At 46.7% G+C, this 17,074-nt stretch carries 15 protein-coding genes and 1 other RNA gene; 2 read left to right on the forward strand and 14 right to left on the reverse strand.

Features of this window, described 5'->3' with window-relative positions; all coding sequences use genetic code 11:
• Window positions 1–614: 614 nt before the first annotated feature.
• The 6 genes from ACTNEN_RS09350 to ACTNEN_RS09375 form a co-directional block, all read right to left on the reverse strand.
• Entirely contained in the window at window positions 615–2,141 is a 1,527-nt protein-coding gene (locus ACTNEN_RS09350; protein WP_441084585.1) for a MobA/MobL family protein, read from the reverse strand.
• Window positions 2,142–2,510: 369 nt separating this feature from the next.
• Window positions 2,511–3,812: a VapE domain-containing protein gene (locus ACTNEN_RS09355; RefSeq protein ID WP_441206207.1), complete on the reverse strand. Its 1,302-nt coding sequence runs from the start codon at window positions 3,810–3,812 to the stop codon at window positions 2,511–2,513.
• Between the two features lie 7 nt (window positions 3,813–3,819).
• Window positions 3,820–4,554 carry a CHC2 zinc finger domain-containing protein gene (locus tag ACTNEN_RS09360; RefSeq protein WP_441084583.1) on the reverse strand — a complete coding sequence of 245 codons (735 nt, stop codon included), beginning with the start codon at window positions 4,552–4,554 and terminating at the stop codon, window positions 3,820–3,822.
• Window positions 4,541–4,882 carry a plasmid mobilization protein gene (locus ACTNEN_RS09365; protein ID WP_194611358.1) on the reverse strand — a complete coding sequence of 114 codons (342 nt, stop codon included), beginning with the start codon at window positions 4,880–4,882 and terminating at the stop codon, window positions 4,541–4,543. The genes ACTNEN_RS09360 and ACTNEN_RS09365 overlap by 14 nt, the downstream gene beginning before the upstream one ends.
• 2 nt (window positions 4,883–4,884) lie before the next feature.
• The gene (locus tag ACTNEN_RS09370) at window positions 4,885–5,949 is read right to left on the reverse strand and encodes a tyrosine-type recombinase/integrase (RefSeq protein WP_441206037.1); all 1,065 of its coding nucleotides are present in this window, start codon (window positions 5,947–5,949) and stop codon (window positions 4,885–4,887) included.
• Window positions 5,949–6,143 carry an ICEBs1 excisionase gene (locus ACTNEN_RS09375; RefSeq protein WP_235986279.1) on the reverse strand — a complete coding sequence of 65 codons (195 nt, stop codon included), beginning with the start codon at window positions 6,141–6,143 and terminating at the stop codon, window positions 5,949–5,951. Before ACTNEN_RS09375 ends, ACTNEN_RS09370 begins: the two co-directional genes overlap by 1 nt.
• 202 nt (window positions 6,144–6,345) lie before the next feature.
• Between ACTNEN_RS09375 and ACTNEN_RS09380 the strand changes: the two genes are divergently transcribed.
• A complete protein-coding gene (locus tag ACTNEN_RS09380; RefSeq protein WP_441084581.1) occupies window positions 6,346–6,987 on the forward strand; it encodes a helix-turn-helix domain-containing protein in 642 nt (213 codons plus the stop codon).
• Window positions 6,988–7,075: 88 nt separating this feature from the next.
• Here ACTNEN_RS09380 and guaA read toward each other — a convergent pair whose 3' ends face one another.
• From guaA to ssrA, 3 genes are all read right to left on the reverse strand, one after another.
• Window positions 7,076–8,617 carry a glutamine-hydrolyzing GMP synthase gene (gene guaA, locus ACTNEN_RS09385; RefSeq protein ID WP_441206040.1) on the reverse strand — a complete coding sequence of 514 codons (1,542 nt, stop codon included), beginning with the start codon at window positions 8,615–8,617 and terminating at the stop codon, window positions 7,076–7,078.
• A gap of 147 nt (window positions 8,618–8,764) precedes the next feature.
• Window positions 8,765–10,129, reverse strand: coding sequence for an NCS2 family permease (locus ACTNEN_RS09390; protein WP_441206041.1), 1,365 nt, complete (start codon window positions 10,127–10,129; stop codon window positions 8,765–8,767).
• Window positions 10,130–10,531: 402 nt separating this feature from the next.
• Window positions 10,532–10,872, reverse strand: a transfer-messenger RNA (tmRNA) gene (gene ssrA / locus ACTNEN_RS09395).
• 155 nt (window positions 10,873–11,027) lie between these two features.
• Between ssrA and ACTNEN_RS09400 the strand changes: the two genes are divergently transcribed.
• Window positions 11,028–11,396 (forward strand): helix-turn-helix domain-containing protein, encoded by a 369-nt coding sequence (locus tag ACTNEN_RS09400; protein WP_441206042.1) that lies wholly within the window; start codon window positions 11,028–11,030, stop codon window positions 11,394–11,396.
• A 180-nt stretch (window positions 11,397–11,576) separates the two neighbouring features.
• On the opposite strand, the gene uvrA is transcribed toward ACTNEN_RS09400, so the two are convergent.
• The 5 genes from uvrA to ACTNEN_RS09425 all read right to left on the reverse strand — a co-directional run bounded on the left by uvrA (window position 11,577) and on the right by ACTNEN_RS09425 (window position 16,923).
• Window positions 11,577–14,408, reverse strand: coding sequence for an excinuclease ABC subunit UvrA (gene uvrA / locus ACTNEN_RS09405; protein WP_441206043.1), 2,832 nt, complete (start codon window positions 14,406–14,408; stop codon window positions 11,577–11,579).
• 48 nt (window positions 14,409–14,456) lie between these two features.
• Window positions 14,457–14,969, reverse strand: coding sequence for a Gx transporter family protein (locus ACTNEN_RS09410; protein ID WP_441206045.1), 513 nt, complete (start codon window positions 14,967–14,969; stop codon window positions 14,457–14,459).
• Between the two features lie 150 nt (window positions 14,970–15,119).
• A complete protein-coding gene (locus ACTNEN_RS09415; protein WP_441206046.1) occupies window positions 15,120–15,317 on the reverse strand; it encodes a cold-shock protein in 198 nt (65 codons plus the stop codon).
• Window positions 15,318–15,457: 140 nt separating this feature from the next.
• Complete coding sequence (gene hslO, locus ACTNEN_RS09420) at window positions 15,458–16,369, reverse strand: Hsp33 family molecular chaperone HslO (RefSeq protein ID WP_441206047.1); 912 nt, start codon at window positions 16,367–16,369, stop codon at window positions 15,458–15,460.
• Entirely contained in the window at window positions 16,366–16,923 is a 558-nt protein-coding gene (locus ACTNEN_RS09425) for an SEC-C metal-binding domain-containing protein (RefSeq protein ID WP_441206049.1), read from the reverse strand. Before ACTNEN_RS09425 ends, hslO begins: the two co-directional genes overlap by 4 nt.
• Window positions 16,924–17,074 lie beyond the last annotated feature (151 nt).

A 17,074-nucleotide genomic window follows, 5' to 3' on the forward strand; every position in this document is an offset into this window, starting at 1 on the left:
CATAGGCCGGGGGCGGAGGACGAGGGACGGGGGCTTTCATAATACGCCCTGTCTGCTGCTGAAATCAGCCCTTTGTTTCCGGCTTACCAGCCCCAAACAAAGCCCTGCTTTCCTGCCGCGTCAAATGCCCTTGCCCTCCCCGGCGGCAACGGTATTTTCAGGGCAACGCCGACAGAGCGTATAACACACTACACTTTGCTCCGCAAAGTCGTGTGCCAAATGGGGCGCTGCCCCCTTTGGAAACCCCCGCAACAAACAGGTGCTATGCACCCAGCCGGGAGCATAGCGCCGTTTGTTGTCAGCAGCCCGTTTCACGGTCTGCGTGTAGTTCCTTGTAAACTGACCTAATATGGTAGCCTTTACAATTCATATAGTCAGTGAGCAGTTCACACATGTGAAGATCATCTTCTATAAGCAAAATCTTTTTCATAATTCATACCAATATTCAAAAGCAGGTTTCTCTAGGTATATCCAGTTAAAGTGTCTGTACGGTTTTCCCATACATTCATTATGCGCAGACAACATGGATAATCAACCAAAAAGGGGGAACTCGTTCTGCAAATCGGATAATGTTTCTGTATAGAATAATTCAAATGCAAAAGCTTGCTGCACACTTACAGACTTGCCTCTTTACCGAATAATTTCTTATCAGCATGGTTCATATCGTGTTTTGAAACTTCTGCTTTCATTTCCGCGAGCTGCTTCAGTACACTTGTTTTCTGCTCCTGCATCCGCTGGTTTTGCAGCTCATGAACATCCCTATCCGGCAAGATCATCCCATCCCACTCTTCCTCTGCCCTGCGGACCTGTTCCAGTGCCCTCTTTGCCAGCCGGTATTCCTGCTCCGCTTCCTTTATGCTTCCGTACCCGTTGGCATCCACAATCAGAAACAACTGATTCCTACATAACCTGATCTGGCGCTCCAGTCCGTCAACCCGCTCCTGCAGTTCCTTCCGCTCTTTGTGATGGAAGATGGGTTTCGGTGTATGATCCAGCGCCAGCCGGACCGTTTCTCTTTGTTTCTGCAGTGCATAGAGCTTGCGGTTGGTCTTATTGAGCTGCCGGTGAACCGATTCGATCCGCATGAACCGAAACTCCGCTTCACGGGAATCCGGGCGCTCAGCCTTCTGCTTCCCCGGCAATACAGATTCCGGCCTGTCAGAGCTTTCCCTTATACCGCCAGCGTCTGTTTCTTCCTTTACGGGCTGCATCAGAAGATCCAGAAATTCCTTAAGTATTGTGATGGCTCTCCTTAAAATCTCCGCCAGAAGCCCCGGCTGCACACCATGCGTCTTTACAGATTCCGATACCCTCTGGACGACTTCCTCCTGCTTGAACTCCGTCACTTCCTCCTGGCTGCCGCCAGCAATCAGAACCTGATCTACAGTCTGATTCCATTCCTGACGGAGCTGATTGTCGCTGCGGATTTCTTCCTCTTTCGGATTATTTTTCCCGATCTTCTTTGTGGCAAGATAGGGGCCGGATGCATCAAAGATCTGCAGTTTGTCTTCCTCCCGGTCCACGACCTTGTTGATCAGATCCGTGTATATCACCTTTACATCATCGAGAAAGTTCCGGTTCTTGAACACGTCCTTTCTTCCGGAGAACCACTTGATGTCATAGATCTCGCCTTTCGCCAGGATCCGGCATCCCGGTCTGACATTGCCGTCCGCATCTAAAATTTCCTTTTTCGTCCGAACATGACGTCCTGCTTCATCGAAAAACATGTTCCGGCCTGCCCGCTTCACGTCTGTCTTCTCCAGCATTTCCCGGTCCGCAAAGACTAAGTGGATGTGATAGTTGGTCATTGCCTTATTGTGGTGAAGCGCTGCTGTACACTGCACGCCGTATTTCTGCCGGAACGTCTCTGTAAACAACTGGAGCAGAAGCTCCGGATCTTTTTCTCGCAGGCTTTCCGGGAGGGCGATGATCAGCTCCCGCCCTTCAATACACTTGCCCGTCTTTTGATTGCTCTTCCAGAAATCGTGCTGCGCCTGTTCCGACAGATACTGCCAGAACTCCGACTTTACTGTGCTGTAGACGGCATACAGATGTTCCTGTCTTTTCGGATTGCTGATATAGTCCACACGCCCCTTCACGTCGGTCAGCTTTGTCATCCTGATGAAGGAATGTCTTGGCATGGATTTCTCTCCTCTCGCTATTGCGAGCCCCCGGAGGGCCTCCGGAGGACGAAATTCTTTGCATAGACCGCAGGTTTGTGCAAAGGGAGTATTTCGCTCTCAGTCGCCGAGGGCTCTTCTGATTTGTTCCTTGTATGAGCTTTGAAATGTTTCTGATCTGAACTTGTATGATTTTTCTTTCGACTGTCGCCGGATTATCGCCTTATCCGGCGTGAATTTTGATTTCTGATTGCCGTTTCCGGCATTGCTTTTTTCTTTGCATCTGTTCGTCTGCTTCTTCAATCAGATTTGTAAACGTAAACTGTAAACGAAGCAAAAAATATCTATTTTATCTCGTTTACGTTTACTCGTTTACAATTTCATCGTCTCTCAGAAAGGAATGTCTGCATTATCCGGCACCTGCATGAATCCTTCTTCCTCTGTCAGTCTGATCCATGCTCTCTGTGTCCCATAATTCGCAAATCTGTGGGATTTTGTTTTCGTGCTCCAGCCCGGCATACCTGCATTCATCGTATTGGAAATTGGCTGCAGAACGCTGCGGTTTCTCGGATCATAGGTCTGGCCAAATGCCTCTTCATAGATCTGAATGGCACACACTTCGTTTCCGCTGAATGTGTCAAGAAAATGTTGAATCACACCGAATGTGGAATCGTCCGGCATATATTCCATCTGCATAGCCCTGACGGTTTCCTCCATCTCCTTCGGAAATGTCAGCTTGAAATCTCCGCTTCGATAAATGGTCATTGCCTCTGCCCAGCAGTCGATAATATATTGACGGCATTCCTGCTCATTTTCGAGCGGATGATGTTCTGCACGACTCGCATCAATCTGCACCGGGGCAAATCGCCGGTTCCCTGTCTTGTCGTACGGTAGGAAATTCACGTTGTTGGATGTCCCTAGAAAGACACACTGCCGCGGCCGGTCTTCCGGATGAACCTCGTACGGAATCTTATATGTTTCTTTTGTCCTGCTCAGAAATGATTTGATGAGTTCAATGCTCTTGGCGCTGGTGGTCGCCAGCATTTCCGCCATCTCGATGAACCAGTGACCCTGCATTTTCCGATAGACATTGTCATCATCCAGTCTCCGAAGATCATCGGTGAACCATTCGTCACGAATTGCCAGGAATCTAAGAAGCGTTGACTTTCCAGCTCCCTGCCCGCCGACGAGACACAACATGATTTCAAATTTACAGCCGGGACGAAATGCTCTGCTGATCGCTCCGAGCATCATCAGCTTTGTCATTTCATAGACGTAATCACTTTCCTCTGCACCAAGGTATTTCGAAAGCAGATGACGGATCCGTTCCACGCCATCCCATTCCAATGTGTTCAGGTAGTCCCGGATCGGATGAAAGGAATTCTCACTGCTGACAATATCCAGTGCTGCACGGATCTGCTTTTCCCTCGTCAGTCCGTAATGGTTTTCCAGATAAAGCCGGATCTGATTGACATCTGTATCTGTGATTGCTTCTCCCCGGCGTTTCCAGCCGACATCCTTTACGATCTCTGTCTTGTCGGTCAGCTCGTTCCGGCGGATACTGCCAGCAAGGACCGGATCCTTCTGAAGCACCGTCACACAGTTCTGAATGGACTGTCTCGTCTGTCCCTTTTCGGTCTGTTCCAGTTCCTTTACGACATCTTCCACGGATAGTTTCCCTGCATTCTGCAACTCCTGATCAAGCAGGTCTTCGAGCTGCAGATTCTCTGTTCCATTTTTGTTCTCGTCTTTCAAGATTTCTGATGACCTCCTTCATTTCAAGAAAGAATCCTCTCTGTTCCGCATCTGATCCGTAATAGAGAACGTCCAGAAAATAGTTATATGCGTCGAGATTGCTGAGGGATTCCACGAACAGCGGATTCCACTCCTCCGATTCGGATTTCGGGGCAAATCGTTCTTTCCAACCCTGCATACTGTTCACATACATCGTCAAGACACTGATCGCCCAGGACCGCCACCTTTCGAATTTCTCATTGACTCTGCAATCTGTCTGTCTTTGCTTTGCCGCCGGGGATCGTATTGGCCGAAATGTTTTTTCTGATATGTGAATTTCAAAATCTCCTGCCAGTTTTCTGGCTGCCTCAATATTGGTCAGATGAAACAGCTTTGCCGCGTAGTCAATCACATCGCCATCTGCTCCGCATCCGAAACAGTGAAACCGTTCATCCACCTTCAAACTTGGATTACGATCCGGATGAAACGGGCAACACGCCATCCCGTTTCTTCCAACCTTCAGCCCGTAAAATTCTGCCGCCTCTCTTGTGGTTATTTTGCTTTTTATTGTCTGAAAAATATTGTCGCTGCTTCTTTGGTTCGCTATACTATGACTGTCATTTTTTGATCGGAACCGCCCCTCAGCTGTGCCACCAGCTGATTTCGGGGCAGTTCTTTTTACTTTTTCAGGATTTCCCATGCGAATTATCCTTGTCCGGTGTTTTGGTACTGATGCGGATCATTTCTTCCACAAGAGCACTGCACCTTTCAACTGCGTCACGTATTTCTTCCAGATCCGATACCTTCTCCAGTGCTGTCCGGAGTTTTTTCAGTTCCACGGCCAAACGGTCGCTCTGATATTTGCCTGCGCGGATCACAACCGTCTCTCCATAGAGCATCCTGATGAAGTAATCACCCTTGGCCAGTCCGCTGACTGCGACTTTTGCATCAATCAGGCGAAGTTCCTCTTCCGAAACCCGAAAATTCAGAATCCGGTTTCTTTTTCTGTCCTTGTTTTCACAGCTCATTTTTATTCCTCCTCCCTGCCGAAACGATCGAGCCGTTCTGCGATTTTCGCCTGCTTGTTGGGATACAGATGGGAATACGTATTCAGGGTCGTTTCGATCTTTTCATGTCCGAGCCTGTCCGCTATCTCCTTCGGTGAGAAACCAAGTTCAATCAGAAGGCTTGCGTGACTGTGCCTTAAATCATGAAGCCGAATCTTCTTTACTCCGCTGGCCTTAATCCCGCGCTGCAACTCCTTTTCCAGAAAAGTCTTGGTAACGGGGATCAGAGGTTCATCCGGATCCGGATCATAACGGTCTTCCAGATAATCGCGGATATCCTCTACCAGGAATTCAGGGATTGTGATGTCACGGATGCTCTTCGGTGTCTTGGGCGGTGTAATAATGTCTTTTCCTCTTAGCCGTTGATAGGATTTTGTAACAGAGATCACTCTGGTCTGCAGATTTACATCATTGATTTCCAGCGCCAGCAGTTCCCCGATCCGCATCCCGGTCCAGAACAGAATCTGAAATCCCAGCCAGGATTCCCGCTTATCGATAACGCAGTCGGCAAATGCATTGAATTCCTCTTTGGTCCAGAAGCTCATCTCACCAGCCTTGCTTTTCCCCATACTGCCCGCGGTCCTGCACGGATTATTCTTCAGTCCGTAATAGCGGACCGCGAAATTGAAGATTGCGCTGAGCTGGTTATTGATGGTCTTCAGATACGTCTTGGAATATCCCTTATTGATGAGTTCCGTCTGCCATTTGCGAATATCAGCCGGAGTTATCTCATTCATTTTCTTTTCTCCGAAATACGGAAGCACCTTGTCATCCATAATGTAGTGCTTATTGATCATGGTGTGCTCCCTGAGCCGCGCTTCCATATCCTTGAAGTACAGATCCGCGAAGTCCTTAAACCTCATGTCGAAATTACTCTGCTGCTTCAGCAGGAAATTCCGAAGCCATTCCTCGGCTTCCCTTCTCGTGTTAAATCCCCTCTTCATGCTCTTTCTGAGCTTTCCCGTCCAGTCACGATAGCGATATTGAATCAGCCATTTTCCTGTCTTCTTGTCTTTTTCAGGTTTCATCAGGTGGTCACCTCCTCGATTCCATAGCATCGTTTTTCCAGATACTTGCGGGGCACTCTTCCGGATACTGTCAGGAATCCTTTGGTCTGCAGTTCTTCATTCAGCACGTGAATAATCTTGTAGGCGTGCCCTTTGGAAATTCCCATTATCTCTGCGAGCTGTTCCGCTGTCACAAAATTCATTTCCGATCTCATGTGTTTTCTCCTCCTGTTGTTTTGTAGCTTACTAGCTACATTCATTATATTGTAGCGTTCTCGCTACGTCAATGTCTTAACGGAAATTTTGTAGCCAAGTCGCTATGTTTGTGATATGTTTTATGTAGTGACAGATATATCCCGATCCTATATGGACCAGGCATATGTACGGAATACGAAAAGAAGAGGGGAATTACATACGATGACAATCGGCGAAAAAATAAAATATTACCGCAAACAGCGGGGTATTACACAGGGAGAACTTGCAGAATTGACAGGAATCCATCCTGTTTCCATCCGAAAATACGAGACAAATAAAATGCAGCCGCTCCCTCCTCAGGTCGAGAAGATTGCAGCTGCATTGAACGTAAACTTCAGTGCGATCTATGGAATGGATCAGAGCGCTTTCCGTCTGGAAACACGCGGAGATCTGATGGGATTATTGATGACTGCTTATAAAGCCGGACTGATTCAGGTTGATGGTCCGAAAGACAGATATGGTGCCTTCAAAGAAGAGCAATGCTGCATCCGCCTGCTCCCGGTACTCTCGCAGTATTTTGCTGTGGCTGGTCAGGAAGATGAGAATAGGAATATGCTGCCAGCACTAAAAGTGACAGATTCATCTGTCCTGTCTGATTTTATTCGTTGGGAAGGTTTATACCGTGAAGGATATCTGAAGGATCAGGAGCTGCTGACAAAAGGAAATTCTTCTGAAGATGAGAAATATGTCGCTGATGATTTTCGGGAGATGCTGGAGCAGATCGAGCTGGACCTGCAGGCGTCTCAGAAGAAACTGGATAAGACCTGTGATCACGGCGATGATGCCAACTCTGAAACGGAATAATTTTGAAAAGTGTACTCAAAATGTACTCACGAGACATAGAAAAAGTCCGGAAGCCCAGTGTTTATACTGGTTTCCGGACTTTCAATATTTATTCGAACTCGATTGTCCCTGGCGGTTTACTCGTCAGATCGTAGAATACACGATTGACGCCCTTCACCTCATTGATGATGCGGTTCATGCACTTTTCCAATACTTCAAACGGAATATTGGTCACTTCTGCAGTCATGAAATCATCTGTTTCAACTGCGCGCAGAACAACCGCATAATCGTATGTACGGAAATCACCCATAACGCCAACGGAACGCACATTGGTCAGCGCCGCAAAATACTGACTGATCTTCCGGTCCAGCCCTGCGTTTGCAATTTCCTCACGGTAGATCGCATCTGCATCCTGGGTAATCCGCACCTTCTCCGGAGTCACTTCTCCAATGATACGCACCCCAAGTCCCGGTCCCGGGAATGGCTGTCGATAAACAAGATATTCCGGAAGCCCTAGCTGCAGACCAACCCGTCGCACCTCATCCTTAAAGAGAAGTCTCAGCGGTTCAATGATCTCTTTAAATTCAATATCCTTAGGAAGACCACCCACATTATGATGTGACTTGATCTTGGCTCCATGTCCCAGACCCGACTCCACAACATCGGGATAAATCGTGCCCTGACAAAGGAAATCCACCGCACCAATCTGCTTTGCTTCCCGCTCAAACACGCGGATGAACTGCTCTCCGATAATCTTACGCTTCTGCTCAGGCTCCGTAACACCTTTCAGCTTTTCAAAGTACTCGGGTCCTGCATTTACGCAAATGAAGTTGAGCTCATACTGTCCGTGCGGACCGAAGATTGCTTCAACCTCATCTCCTTCATTTTTACGCAGAAGTCCATGATCTACAAATACACAGGTCAGCTGCTTGCCAATTGCCTTGGCCATCAACGTCGCAGCTACAGAGGAATCCACACCACCGGACAGAGCGAGCAGCACCTTGCCATCTCCTACCTCGTTACGGATCTCCTCGATTTTGTCCTGTACAAATGTCTCAATCTTCCAGTCTCCAGCACAGCCGCAGACATCGTACAGAAAATGATGAAATATCTTATTTCCCTCAACGGAATGCTGAACCTCCGGATGAAACTGAACTGCGTAAATCCGTTTCGTCTGGTTTTCCATTGCCGCAACAGGACAATTTGCAGTGTGCGCTATGATTTTAAAGCCTTCCGGTACCTCTGAAATATAATCGGTATGTGACATCCACATAATGGTCTTGTCCGATACCTCTTGGCAAACACTGTCATGGTCGTCAACGAAAACCTCAGTCCTGCCATATTCGGAAACAGGTGCTGTTTTAACCTGTCCTCCCAGCTCATACGCAATCAGCTGAGCACCATAGCAGATTCCCAGAATCGGTATACCGAGATTAAAAATCTCCGGATCAATATGCTGGGATTCCTTCTTATAGACCGATTGCGGTCCTCCCGTGAAGATAATTCCCTTAGGCTTCATTTCACGGATTTTATCCAGCCCGATGGAGGATGCATATACCTCCGCATACACACCCTGATCCCGGACCCGTCTGGCAATCAGCTGGTTGTACTGGCCGCCAAAGTCAAGTACAGCAACTAGTTCTCTCGCCATGTTTCCTCCATTCTCAAAGTAATTGTTTTCACGCTGCCATCATTATATGCACAGCTCGTCGGATACGCAAGAAAAAATACAGACATTCCCTTTGTAATACATTGAATGTCTCCCCAAATGCAGCATCCGTATATCCGCATGTCTATTTTACAGCGCAATATATTTTAAGATAAACAGAACAGCAAGCACATACATCAGAGGCGTAACTTCTTTGGACTTTCCTGCAGCAACATGGAGAATCACATAAGAAATGATTCCAAGTGAAATACCCTCGGAAATTGAATACAGAAATGGCATCGCAAAAATTGCTACATATGCTGGTATTGCTTCAAGCAGATCATCCCACTGAACCTTGACTACCTGCTGGATCATCAGGAAACCTACAATCACAAGTGCCGGTGCTGTCGCAAAGGATGGTATTGCCAGGAAAATCGGTGAGAAGAACAATGCCAGCAGGAAAAAGATACCGGATACCACTGCCGTAAGACCACTGCGGCCGCCTTCCGTAATACCTGCAGAGGACTCTACAAAGGTAGTAATGGTTGAGGTTCCAAGGCAGGAGCCAACAACTGTACCTATAGAATCTGCCAGCAATGCGCCCTTGATTTCCGGCAGCTTACCATCCTCATCCAGCATGTCTGCCTTGGAAGCGCATCCAATTAACGTACCCAGAGTATCAAACACATCTACAAACAGAAACGCAAAAAGAATTGAGAAAAAATCCAGTGGATGCGCAAACGCTGACGCAAAATCAAATTTTAAAAATGTTGGTGCCAGTGATGCCGGTGCGGATAAAATACCGCTTGGAATCAGACTGTAAAATCCATGATCCGGATCCGGTACATAAAGCCCCGCGATCTGACAGATAATGCCAAGCAGCCAGGTTGCAAAGATTCCGATCAGCATATTACCCTTAACCCCACGGATTACAAGATAGCCGGTGATCAGAATACCAAGCAGCGCAAGTACTACGGTAATACCCTCGGACTGGAAGGTTCCGTTTTTAATGGAATTGTTAAAAGAAAAAATGGTAACCAGCGTAGAGCTGTCCACTGCGATATGGGCATTCTGCAGACCAATAAAGCAGATAAAGAGTCCGATACCTACCGATACTCCATATTTTAAGGTTGCCGGAATTGCATTAAAAATAGCCTCACGGACATTGGTGAGTGAAAGCAGTATAAAAATGATACCTTCTGCAAATACTGCCGTCAGCGCAAGCTCCCAGGAATATCCCATGCCGGCAACAACCGTATATGCAAAATATGCATTCAGTCCCATGCCTGCAGAAAGGACAAACGGCAGATTGGCAAACAGAGCCATACAAAATGAAGCAATCGCCGATGCCACAGCTGTAGCAGTAAAAACTGCGCCGGAATCCATCCCTGTCGTGCCGAGAATTGCCGGATTAACTGCAAGGATATATGCCATGGTCATAAATGTGGTTAATCCCGCCATGACTTCTGTCCTTACATCCGTTCCCTTCTCCTTGAGTTTAAAAAATCTTTCCATACCTTAGCCTCCTTGTTTTCTTGTCAGATACAGTCTGGTAGTTTGGCCATCAAAACAGATCCTGTATCAATAAAACAAAGTTAAGTGTATCACATTCCGCAGAGATTTGGGACATAAATAAAATTCAAACTAAGTATCAACCTAAAAAGAGTCAGAAAAGGTTAAGCTGGATTTTGCGGATAGAATATCTAAGCTTGTATGATTGCAAAAATCCGTGCGTAATTTCGTGCGTAATTTCTTTTATAAAATGGCATTTTGAGGTTATAAAGAGTTATAAATCATAGCACAAAAAATGGCTGAAAACCTAAGGAAAATCAACGTTCCTAACGGTTTTAAGCCATTTCTCATTCATGGACATAACAAAACCGTACTTGAACACAAAGTGTTCGAGTACGGTTCACAGAGTGGACCTGATGGGAGTCGAACCCATGTCCGAAAACAAATTCCCTTTCCTTCTACTATCATAGTACGCTTTGAAGCTTCCCCACCGATAAAAGATGCGCACGTCTTTTACCGACCGGTATCCTCTGATACGCCCGGAGCCAGGAGGAACTGGATCCGTCGTTTCTCACATAGTCAAAGCCAGATTCTTAAAGTGTGAGTGCCTTAAGGCTGACTCGCAGCGCTTAGGCTGCGTATGCTAAATTATCGTTAGCGTTTATATTTAGGTTTGAAGTTTAACGCTACTGTCTTTCGGATAGCTTCTAAAGCTGCATCGTCCCCGTCGAAACCGGTACAAGCCCTGATGAATTGATATTAACAAACTTTGAGGCATCTGTAAATGATCAACAAATAAAACAAAAATTAAATTTTTAGGAAACGTCTTTTAAAAGGATAGCTTTTATCCTTAAAATCTTATAGAATATGGGTATATAAATCAAAAAACGAGGTATTTTCTATGAGTGAAAACGATGTAACAACCAAAAAAAGTAATGCTTCCTATCCTATCGACTGGACACTGCTCGGCAGAACCGTACGTAATATCCGTAAGCGCCGGCAGCTGACACAGAAGGAGCTTGCAGATCTCTGCGGTCTGGGCTTCAGCACCATTTCGCATATTGAAACCGCCCAGATCCATACAACAATTGAAACCATACTGCTGCTGAGCGACGCGCTGATGGTGACTCCAAATGATATTCTTGAGGGCAACTACAATCGGAAGCATTCACGCCGGCTTGCCGCCGATGATGAGTACTATATGGGACTTGGCCGCGCTCTTGCCGATGCGACCCGAGATTACGAGCACAAGCATAAAAGCCTGACGTAAGCGCCATAAATTTCGTAAGCCACACCAAATCCACGTACATTACCGTTCTATTAGAATCTGTACATTAGAAAAAGCGGATCAGAAATTTGCATCAGAAATGCGTATCAAAATAATTTGACAAAACAAGACAGACGATACCATCAACTACCGGGTTTCGTCTGTCTTTTGGTTTCATTCTGATCACTGCGCCAGATATTTTTTAAGGTATTTTCCGGTATACGATGCCGGAACCTCTGCAATTTCCTCCGGCGTGCCCCTGGCAATCACAGTTCCTCCTTTATTTCCACCCTCTGGTCCCATATCAATGATATAGTCAGCACATTTAATCACATCCAGATTATGCTCAATGACAACGACCGTATTGCCATTTTCCGCAAGACGATCCAGCATTTCCACCAGGCGATGCACATCCGCAAAATGAAGTCCGGTTGTCGGCTCATCAAGGATATAAATGGTTCTGCCTGTACCCCGGCGGCTCAATTCTGTTGCAAGCTTGATTCTCTGCGCCTCACCTCCGGAAAGCTCGGTACTTGGCTGCCCCAGACGCACATATCCGAGTCCGACATCATACAGCGTCTGAATTTTCCGTGTAATCGAGGGAATGTTTTCAAAAAATGTAAGTGCTTCTTCTACAGTCATATTAAGCACATCATAGATGCTTTTGCCTTTATACTTTACCTCCAGAGTTTCCCGGTTATAGCGCTTTCCACCGCACACCTCGCAGGGAACATATACATCCGGCAGGAAATTCATTTCAATTTTGACAATGCCGTCTCCGGAGCATGCCTCACAACGGCCTCCCTTAACGTTAAAGGAAAAACGTCCCTTGGTATATCCACGTGCTTTGGCATCCGGGGTTGTAGCAAAAAGATCCCGGATCATATCAAAAACGCCGGTATAGGTCGCCGGATTAGACCGAGGTGTTCTGCCGATTGGACTCTGATCAATGTTAATCACCTTATCCAACCGCTCGATGCCCTCGATGCCTTTATGCTGCCCCGGGATCGTCCTTGCACGATTCAGTTTTTTAGCGAGCGCCTTATACAATATTTCATTCACAAGAGAGGATTTTCCGGAACCCGATACTCCGGTAACGCAGGTAAATACACCAAGTGGAAATTCCACATCAATGTCTTTAAGATTGTTTTCTCTGGCTCCTAATACCTTGATCCAACCATTTGGCTGTCTCCTGACCTTAGGTACACTGATTTTTTTTACGCCGCTTAAATACTGACCTGTGATGCTTCTCGGAGCCTTCATGATATCATCTACCGTACCGCAAGCCACAACCTCGCCGCCGTGCTCACCCGCTCCCGGTCCGATATCCACAATGTAATCAGCTGCTCGCATGGTATCCTCGTCATGCTCAACTACAAGTACAGAATTACCCAGATCCCTCAGCCGCTTCAGTGTTGCAATCAGACGATCATTATCCCTCTGATGTAGGCCGATACTAGGTTCATCCAGGATATAAGCAACGCCAACAAGCCCGGAACCAATCTGCGTTGCCAGCCGGATCCGCTGCGCCTCACCTCCCGACAAGGTGCCTGCCGCTCTTGCAAGTGTAAGATAGTCCAGTCCCACATCCAGCATAAAGCGGCTGCGTGCCTTTATTTCCTTAATAACCTCTGCGCCGATTTTCTGCTGCATTTCTGTAAGAGGAATCCCGGAAATCCAGCTGTAAAACTGGTCGATCGGCATCAGGGTCGCTTCATTGATGTTTTTATCTCCTACCGTGACCGCAAGACTGGAAGCCTTAAGTCGTGCCCCATGACAGGTTGCACAGGGAGTGATGCGCATAAACTGCTCATATTCCGCTTTCATCTTGTCCGAGAAGCATTCCCGGTATCTGCGGCTGACATTGTCTATTAATCCTTCAAATGCCACATGATGAATATTTCCTTTTCCGAACTGAGACGCATAGTGCACTGTCACCTTTTCTCCGTGTGTTCCATGCTCGATGATCTCCCTGACAGAAGCAGGCAGGTCCTGATACGGGGTATCAAGACTGAACTTATAGGTTTCTGCAAGAGCTTCCAGCATTGCATGCGTAAAGCTTCCTTCGTCCTTGGAGTTCATCCAGCCGATCACAGAAATTGCTCCCTGATTTAAGCTCAGACTCCGATCCGGAATCATCAGATCCAGATCAAATTCCATCTTGTAGCCAATACCAAAGCAGTCAGGGCATGCTCCAAAGGGATTGTTAAAGGAAAAGCTTCTCGGTTCAATCTCGTCAATGCTGATCCCGCAGTATGGGCAGGAAAAGCTGGTGGACATATTGATCGGTTCTCCACCGATAACATCCACAGTCATAAGACCATCTGCCAGCTCTACCACCTGCTCAATAGATTCTGCAAGCCGTTTCTCGATTCCCTCCCGGATCACCAGACGGTCTACAACGATCTCAATGGTATGCCGGATATTTTTCTCAAGATGAATTTCCTCGGAAAGCTCATATAAATTCCCATCAATCCGCACACGGACATATCCGGAGCGCCTGGCACTGTTCAGCACCTTTTCGTGCATACCTTTTTTGCCACGGACAATTGGTGCCAAAAGCTGGATACGAGTCCCCTCCGGAAGCTTCAGAAGCTGATCCACCATCTCATCCACCGTCTGCCGGCGAATGACTCTGCCGCATTTCGGGCAGTGCGGAGTTCCGATCCTTGCAAACAAAAGGCGCATGTAATCATAGATTTCCGTAACGGTACCTACCGTAGAGCGAGGATTCCGGTTCGTAGATTTCTGATCAATAGAGATCGCAGGCGACAAGCCCTCGATAAGATCCACCTTGGGCTTCTCCATTTGTCCCAGAAACTGACGCGCATAGGAGCTCAGCGACTGCATATATCGCCGTTGTCCCTCCGCGTAAATGGTATCAAACGCCAGGGAAGATTTACCCGATCCGGAGAGTCCTGTCAGTACAACTAGCTCGCCTCTCGGAATATCTACATCAATATGCTTCAGATTATGCTCACTTGCGCCACGAATTTTTATATATTTTCTTTCCATTATTTATTGTCTCTAACATTCCAGCAGATTTTTGCAATATAACAATACTCAGGCGATTTTTTTAAGATACAGCCGGATCCTCTCGGTAACGAGACCAGCGAGAAGTCCGATCACGGCACCGGAAATGACTCCGGCAGCAAGCAACACCGGGAAATAATAAAATAACTGCTGCGAATGCAACAGCACCACCGCCGACCCGAGCTGCCCGAAATTGTGCATGACGCCACCGGAAACGCTGATTGCGATCCGCGAAAATCCGCCAAGTTTTTTTAAAAGCAGCATGAATACCAGGCTCAACGCAAAGCCACTCAGAGAATATGCGAGTGTCATGGCATTACCAAAGGTAAATGCCACAAGGAAAATCCTTAACAGGCTGATGATAATAGTTGCACCGGTGCCGATCGAGTACAGACCGATCACAGTAACGATATTGGGAAGTCCGAGCTTTACACCCGGCACTCCTATGTTAACGGGAATCATTGCTTCTACATAACTCAGCACCATGGAAAGTGCCAGAAGCATGCCATAAAGACTGATCATTTTAGCTTTTGTATTTTTCATGTTCCTATCTTAATCTTGGAGGGAGCAAAAGTAAATCATTAATATTACAAAAAGGCGATATCCTTACGGATACCGCCTGCTCGTCTTCATAGATCTTGAAACTTGTTGCAATATATAATATTAACAATCAGGTACAATGGACTATAAAAATCAAAGCTTTACTACGTTTGTTGCCTGTGGTCCTTTAGCGCCGTCTACAACGTCGAACTCTACTGCCTGACCCTCTTCCAGAGACTTAAATCCATCTCCTACAAGTCCGGAATAGTGTACGAATACGTCCTTACCAGTCTCGTCCGTGATAAAGCCGTAACCCTTCTGGTTGTTAAACCACTTAACTGTACCCTTCATTGAATATACCTCCAAAAAATAATTGTAAAAGAATTTACAACAGAGTCATATTACCATAAATTGAATGCAACGTCAATCTGATTCCATCACTTTGCATAAAAAGCATATAGACTAATTCACAATACCATACTAGATTTATATCATTTTGCGTCCCGTAGCAGCTGTTTCAGCTCCTCCGGTGAGAACTGGTATGCCTTGCCGCAGAAATCACACTTCACTTCCTGACTTTGATGCTCGTCAGCAAGCTTTGTAAGCTCCTTCCTGCCCAGAGAAATAAGTGCTCTGGATACAACCTCCCGGGAGCAGTTGCAGTAAAAGCTGACCCACTTCCGGTCATTGATTTCCAGCTTCATATCGCCAAGGATAAATTGGAGCATTTCCTCCGGTGACATGCCTTCGTCCAGCATAGCCGTTACGGATTTGATGGTTTTCAGCTTGTTTTCAAGCTGTGTGATCACTTCATCACTACAGCCGGGCATGAGCTGAATAATAAATCCGCCTGCCTGCTTGACCGTATTGTTTTTTTCCATTAAAACACCAAGTCCTACAGAGGATGGAACCTGCTCTGAAACCGCAAAATAATAGGTAAGGTCCTCGGCAATTTCTCCGGAAATAAGCTGTGTCTGACCGACATATGGCTCTTTTAGTCCAATGTCTTTGATTACGGACAGCATACCTTTGCCTATGGCACCACCGACATTCAAATGGCCGGAAGCATTCGCCGGAAGCAGGACATTGGAATTGGCGCAAAAGCCCTTAACATGTCCGTGACTGTCCGCTGTTACAGTAAGGCCTTTCATCGGACCATCGCCCTTTATGGTCAGCGTAAGCAGGTCCTTATCGCCCTTCATGTCAACAGCCATCATCAAAGCCGCGCTCATGAGCCTTCCTAGCGCTGCTGTACAGATCGGAGCTGTATTATGAATCCGTCTTGCCTCCTCTGCCACATGTCGGGTGGAGCATGCAAATGCCCGGACCTGTCCCTCTGCCGCGGTTGCCCGGATCACATAATCTCCGCTCTGGGAGGTCCCTGCGTAACGAATTTCACTCATGCATTAACCTCTTTGGCATATGCCTTGAGAGCTTCCTCCTCATCGATTCTCATATGGCATTTCTTGTACTTCTTACCGGAGCCGCATGGACACGGATCATTAGGATAAACCTTCTTGCCCTGACGACGCACTGTGCCGGATGCCTTCTGCTCTCTGTACAGCTCATGTCTCCGCTCCTCGGTCAGGATACTGTCCCACTGTGGCAGCTTATAGAGCCAGCTTGCCTTTGCCTCAACCATGTTGTAATACAGCTTCTCCGGATCAATTTCGATCTTAACCACTGTGTTTTCATCCATCGTATCGATCGGATTGTGATAGCCCTTAAGGGAATCATCGATACCGTCCAGAACACCTGTGAAATGGAAAACATCAATCTTAAAGTGATCCGCCAGTTCTTTTACCGTACCCTCAAAAACATGTGTCGGATCAGCAAGTACTTCCTCGTAAAAGCCCTTTTCCAGTACAAAATATTCATTCCAAAGCTTCTCCTGCTCCGGCTTGGTCAGTCCGTTGCCATAAGCTTGTACTCTCCATGTTTCCAGTAATGTTGCCATAATTATCTCCTTACTATAATAATAGGGGATTTCTGTCTTCCCTATCGAAATACGAATCTATTATACAAAAGAATCTGCAAATTACAATGAATGTTATTGGCTCTGTTGAAGCACACAGCATTGCATTTCTATCTGCATCATGTCACTTGTC

Origin of the sequence: Oribacterium sp. HCP28S3_H8 (assembly GCF_052064775.1) — a bacterium.
Taxonomy (GTDB): Bacteria; Bacillota; Clostridia; order Lachnospirales; family Lachnospiraceae; genus Oribacterium.

Bases quoted from the DNA above. Each gene is read 5' to 3' on its own strand.
- ACTNEN_RS09365 (WP_194611358.1), bottom strand. From the start codon at position 4,882: ATGAGCTGTGAAAACAAGGACAGAAAAAGAAACCGGATTCTGAATTTT.
- ACTNEN_RS09425 (WP_441206049.1), bottom strand. From the start codon at position 16,923: ATGGCAACATTACTGGAAACATGGAGAGTACAAGCTTATGGCAACGGA.
- ACTNEN_RS09380 (WP_441084581.1), top strand. From the start codon at position 6,346: ATGACAATCGGCGAAAAAATAAAATATTACCGCAAACAGCGGGGTATT.
- guaA (WP_441206040.1), bottom strand. From the start codon at position 8,617: ATGGCGAGAGAACTAGTTGCTGTACTTGACTTTGGCGGCCAGTACAAC.
- uvrA (WP_441206043.1), bottom strand. From the start codon at position 14,408: ATGGAAAGAAAATATATAAAAATTCGTGGCGCAAGTGAGCATAATCTG.
- ACTNEN_RS09415 (WP_441206046.1), bottom strand. From the start codon at position 15,317: ATGAAGGGTACAGTTAAGTGGTTTAACAACCAGAAGGGTTACGGCTTT.
- ACTNEN_RS09370 (WP_441206037.1), bottom strand. From the start codon at position 5,949: ATGAAACCTGAAAAAGACAAGAAGACAGGAAAATGGCTGATTCAATAT.
- ACTNEN_RS09360 (WP_441084583.1), bottom strand. From the start codon at position 4,554: ATGGGAAATCCTGAAAAAGTAAAAAGAACTGCCCCGAAATCAGCTGGT.
- hslO (WP_441206047.1), bottom strand. From the start codon at position 16,369: ATGAGTGAAATTCGTTACGCAGGGACCTCCCAGAGCGGAGATTATGTG.
- ACTNEN_RS09400 (WP_441206042.1), top strand. From the start codon at position 11,028: ATGAGTGAAAACGATGTAACAACCAAAAAAAGTAATGCTTCCTATCCT.
- ACTNEN_RS09375 (WP_235986279.1), bottom strand. From the start codon at position 6,143: ATGAGATCGGAAATGAATTTTGTGACAGCGGAACAGCTCGCAGAGATA.
- ACTNEN_RS09410 (WP_441206045.1), bottom strand. From the start codon at position 14,969: ATGAAAAATACAAAAGCTAAAATGATCAGTCTTTATGGCATGCTTCTG.
- ACTNEN_RS09390 (WP_441206041.1), bottom strand. From the start codon at position 10,129: ATGGAAAGATTTTTTAAACTCAAGGAGAAGGGAACGGATGTAAGGACA.
- ACTNEN_RS09350 (WP_441084585.1), bottom strand. From the start codon at position 2,141: ATGCCAAGACATTCCTTCATCAGGATGACAAAGCTGACCGACGTGAAG.